Annotated in this window: 5 protein-coding genes; all 5 read right to left on the reverse strand. The window is 34.3% G+C overall.

The annotated features are described in order from the left end of the window. Positions 1 to 819: polysaccharide pyruvyl transferase family protein (locus FTV48_RS14045; protein ID WP_180000728.1), on the reverse strand; the 819-nt coding region annotated here is incomplete at its 3' end. Between the two features lie 20 nt (positions 820 to 839). Further along, a complete protein-coding gene (locus FTV48_RS15035) occupies positions 840 to 1,604 on the reverse strand; it encodes a hypothetical protein (protein WP_257222975.1) in 765 nt (254 codons plus the stop codon). Between the two features lie 63 nt (positions 1,605 to 1,667). Next, a complete protein-coding gene (locus FTV48_RS15040; protein ID WP_257222976.1) occupies positions 1,668 to 2,345 on the reverse strand; it encodes a hypothetical protein in 678 nt (225 codons plus the stop codon). A 14-nt stretch (positions 2,346 to 2,359) separates the two neighbouring features. Continuing rightward, complete coding sequence (locus FTV48_RS14055; RefSeq protein ID WP_180000729.1) at positions 2,360 to 3,382, reverse strand: NAD-dependent epimerase/dehydratase family protein; 1,023 nt, start codon at positions 3,380 to 3,382, stop codon at positions 2,360 to 2,362. An 18-nt stretch (positions 3,383 to 3,400) separates the two neighbouring features. Then, positions 3,401 to 4,678: a Vi polysaccharide biosynthesis UDP-N-acetylglucosamine C-6 dehydrogenase TviB gene (gene tviB / locus FTV48_RS14060; RefSeq protein ID WP_180000730.1), complete on the reverse strand. Its 1,278-nt coding sequence runs from the start codon at positions 4,676 to 4,678 to the stop codon at positions 3,401 to 3,403. Between the last annotated feature and the right edge of the window lie 288 nt (positions 4,679 to 4,966).

Genomic DNA, 4,966 nt, shown 5'->3' on the forward strand with positions numbered 1-4,966 from the left:
GCCATTTTTCTTTATACTGTCACTTAGGCAGGCATCAAATTCTTTTTCAAAACCATTTAAATAAATAACAGGTGTTCCTAATGCTAAACAAGGCAAAGCACAATGAATACGAGAAGTAATGACTAATTTAGCTGTTGAGTATTTTTTCAATAACTCTTCAGCAAGAATAAATTTTTCATCTTCTGTATAAGTATCTTTTGGTAACTCTTGTTTAATATATTCAGCCTTATCCAACAAACTCTTATTAAATATTTTTTGCATAAATTCATTTGCTGAATTTATATTTAAAATATGACCTTTGATGACGCCTTTAATAAAACTTTTTGCATTAATAAAAATACGATCTTTATTTGGAAAACCGTATAAAGGATCAACAATATAAATTTTTCCATCATTTTGTGTAGAATCTTTTTTAGCATAGGAGTCTAACGTCAATGTAAGACAGCCAGTAAAATAAGCTTTTATGCCCTTACTTTCCAACAATCTAACAGTGTAATGATCACGACAACCTATTGGCTCATGCTTCTTCAAGTATGTAATACCCGACTCACTAAGCATACGATCTGCAGCCGAACTATTAATATGTAAAGATACAAATAAAGGATGTAATTGAGCTGAAGGTACCCAAGTTTCAGGATGATGCGTAAACCATCCATTCAAAATAATTTGAGATTGCTCACCATTATACTGCCCTAAACGCTCACGGTTTACATAACTATCAACCTGAGGTAAAAACTGCTTAGCAGCCAAGCTCTGAATATAATCGCCAATATTAAACCAACGGCCACCTTCAGCATAAGTCATAATAGAGTATTTCATTACAAAATTTATCCTTAACTTTATCTTCGAAATTTTTTCATTAATTGATAAACACTTTCTCTTTGATACTTATCCAGTAATAAAAAATATGCTACGACTAATATAAAAAATATACCAACCAAGTTCAAAAACATCAAAGTTAAAAAACTTTGATTAACATTAAACGAACTCAATATTAAAAAGCACAGTGAACTTATAGTTAAAAATTCAAATGTAGGCAATAAAACAGATTTTAAATAATTAGCAAAAAAATCATTACCAACTATTTGATTAACAAAATAAATTCTCAGAAATAAAAGAATGCAATTTAATAAAAGCAACATATACCAGACATGGTAAATATTAAAACCTAAATAAAGTAGCAAATAAGATAATGGAACACTAAAAATCATTACAAAAAACACACACAATTGATAGCGCTTAATATTACCTTCAGCTTGAATCAGCATCCATAAGGGCCCAGCTAATACCTCTAATAATGAAATTACAGCGGCTATTTGAACAATCCCCCTAACATACTCAGGAACTTTATTTAACCACAATAACAACAAATCATCAGTATAAAAAATTAATGGCAACCCAGTGATTGCATAAAATATAACGCTAACTTTTGTCAGTGCAAAAATTTTAACATCCACACTATTATTGTTAACGTAATTTTTCATCAAATAAGGTGAAAATGCTTTTTGAAAATTACTTGTAACCGTGCCAATTAAAGCATTTAATTGATTCGCAATGCTTAAACTACCATTAATAATTACACCATAAAAGATATTAGCAACCAAAGGATTACCTTGAGCACTAATAACAACACCAAAACTACCAAAAACATTCCAAGAAATAAAACCTTATATCTCTTTATAACTTGATAAATCTCTAGCCAACTGAAATTTACAAAAATAAATTTTAAACCGACAATATAAAAATAAAATTACAAAAACAATAAAACTTGAAATTAATAAAAATAAACTGTATTGATATAATTTTTCTGGGAAAAAATATAATAAAGAAACTGAAAATAATTTTAACAAACCCTCAAATACTGTTATAAATGCATAAAATGAAAATCGCTCCATTGAAATCAAACAAGAGTGAAAGTTTAACGATAAAAAATTTATAAAAAAACTTCCAATCATTAAATAATAAATTTGATAAGCAACATCTATTCTATCGGCAGGTATATTTAAAAATTTAAAAAATAATATATCCTTAAAAAGGATCAAAACTAAAGAAAGCAACGCACCTAAAGTAAAAAAAACGACATTACTTACACTATAAATTTTAATAAGTTTAACCGTATCTTTATTTGCTAAACTTATATTTAAAAATCTTTGGACGGAGTTAGTTACAGAGTTATTAAAAAACCCTAAAATTAAAACTACCCCCCAAACCAAAGAGTAAACACCAAAATCAATAACACCTAAATACTCTAATAATAATTTAGTTGTAAAAAGAGTAATTACGATTAATAACAGCATTCTTAAATATAAGAATGCTGCATTTTTAATAACTCGCTTATCAAGCATATTAATTTCAACAATTAAAGTCTAACACTATACCAACCCATTGCTAAATCAACTCCATCTTGTATATTATATTTCGCATCATAGCCTAGTAATTTCTGTATTTTTTCCACACTGGCTTGTGAATGTCGAACATCACCAGTGCGGAAATCCCGATATATAGGCTCTTTCGTATAAATCACACCATTGTTATTTAACGTAGCTTTAATGGTATTAAACAAATCATTGAGGGTGGTACGATCCCCCACTGCCACATTATAAACCTGGTTTTTAGCTTCATCATTTTGTGTAGTTGCTGCCAGAATATTAGCTTGCACCGTGTTCTCAATAAAACAGAAATCACGACTGGTTTCACCATCACCATTAATGAAAACGTCATCACCGGCAATCATGGCTGCTGTCCATTTTGGAATGACTGCTGCATAGGCTCCATTCGGATCTTGGCGTTTACCAAAGACATTAAAGTAACGCAACCCAATAGTTTTAAAACCATAAGTCCGTGCGAATACTTCAGCATACAGCTCATTTACATATTTGGTAACAGCATAAGGCGAAAGTGGCTTACCAATATTTTCTTCGACTTTAGGCAGTGCCGGATGGTCACCATAAGTCGAACTGCTGGCGGCATAGGTAAAGCTTTTTACTTCTGCATCACGTGCAGCAGTCAGCATATTTAAAAAGCCGGTAATATTGGCTGCATTGGTGGTAATCGGGTCAGCAATCGAACGTGGTACAGAACCTAAAGCGGCCTGGTGCAACACATAGTCCACTCCTGCACAGGCTGTCTGACAATCTTCAAAATTACGGATATCACCTTTATAAAACTTGAAGTTTGCCCACTGTTCAGGCTTGACCAGACTTTGCACTTCATCCAGATTATGCTGATGACCTGTAGCAAAATTATCCAGACCCACCACATTTTGGTTCAGCTTTAATAGGGTTTCCAGTAAATTTGAGCCAATAAAGCCTGCCACACCGGTAATTAACCAGGTTTTTGGTGCTTGTTGTAATTGCTCGCATACAGTTTGATATTGGCTCATATTTATGGTCCCTATAAATTACAGACGAAGGTCAGATTCAGAATGATCCAGTACATATTTCAGGTCATATAAAATATGTGCTGACTTGCCCAAGGCACGTAATGCTTCAGTGCCCATAGCTTTAAACTGATCATGGGCAACGGCCAGAATCACAGCATCATACTGATCCTGTTCCAGATTTGCGACTGGAGTAATTCCGTATTCATGTTGAGCTTCGCTTGCATCCACCCATGGGTCATACACATCGGCAGCAATATTGTATTCTGTCAGTTCATTGACAATATCAATAATTTTGGTATTACGAATATCCGGACAGTTTTCTTTAAAACTTAAGCCTAAAACCAGAACCTTGGCACCTTCGACCTGAATTTTTTTCTTGATCATGGCCTTGACCAGCTGGGTAACCACATACGCCCCCATGCCATCATTCAGACGACGACCTGCCAGAATAATTTCAGGGTGATAACCGATAGACTGTGCCTTATGGGTTAAATAGTAAGGATCAACCCCGATACAATGCCCACCCACTAAACCGGGACGGAATGGCAAAAAATTCCATTTGGTACCGGCAGCCTGCAATACTGCTTCGGTATCAATTTCCATTTTGTTAAAGATCACGGCCAGTTCATTAATCAAAGCAATATTGACATCACGCTGGGTATTTTCAATCACTTTTGCTGCTTCAGCCACTTTAATACTAGTCGCTTTATGGGTACCTGCTTCAATCACCAGGTTATATACCTGATCGACAAACTCAGCGACTTCAGGGGTAGAACCTGAAGTAATTTTCAGAATATTGGTCACGCGGTGCAGTTTATCGCCTGGGTTAATCCGCTCCGGACTATAACCGGCAAAAAAGTCCTGATTGAACTTCAGGCCTGATACCTGTTCCAGAACTGGAATACAGGTTTCTTCGGTCGCACCTGGATATACCGTAGACTCATACACCACCACATCGCCTTTTTTCAGCACTTGGCCAATGCTGGTTGAAGCTTTAACAAGCGGAGTTAAATCTGGCTGTTTAAACTCGTCAATGGGTGTCGGTACAGTGACAATAAAAAAGTTACAGCTTTTTAAGTCTTCTAAATTTGCTGAATAACTCAGCTGATTTGCCTGTTTGAGTTCTTCTTTCGATACTTCTAAAGTATGGTCTTGGCCACTTTTAAGTTCATCAATTCTTTTTTGATAGATATCAAAACCAATTACAGGTACTTTTTTCCCAAATTCAACCGCAAGTGGTAAGCCTACATAACCTAACCCAATCACCGCAATTTTTAAATCTGCAATAGATAGCATTTTAACGCCTTATTTATGTACTGTACTTATGAAGATTAAATCTTTCGGCAGGCATACTAGCAGAAAACTATGAAATTTCTATTATGATTTGTGCTCAAATCCTCTCAAAAACAGCGTGGCGTATATTTTTTGTAAAAATTAATTATTTTATTTGTAACTATTAGGGCGTGTCCTCATTTGAAAAATTGGTTTTAAATACTTAAAATCCTCCTTTAAGCTCTTTTGATTTCTATATTTTTTCAATGGCACGTACTCTTCTCACCGATGATATCTGGCAGCAAATTCAAG

This window comes from Acinetobacter sp. YH18001 (assembly GCF_013416975.1).
In the GTDB taxonomy this organism is placed as follows: Bacteria; Pseudomonadota; Gammaproteobacteria; order Pseudomonadales; family Moraxellaceae; genus Acinetobacter; species Acinetobacter pseudolwoffii.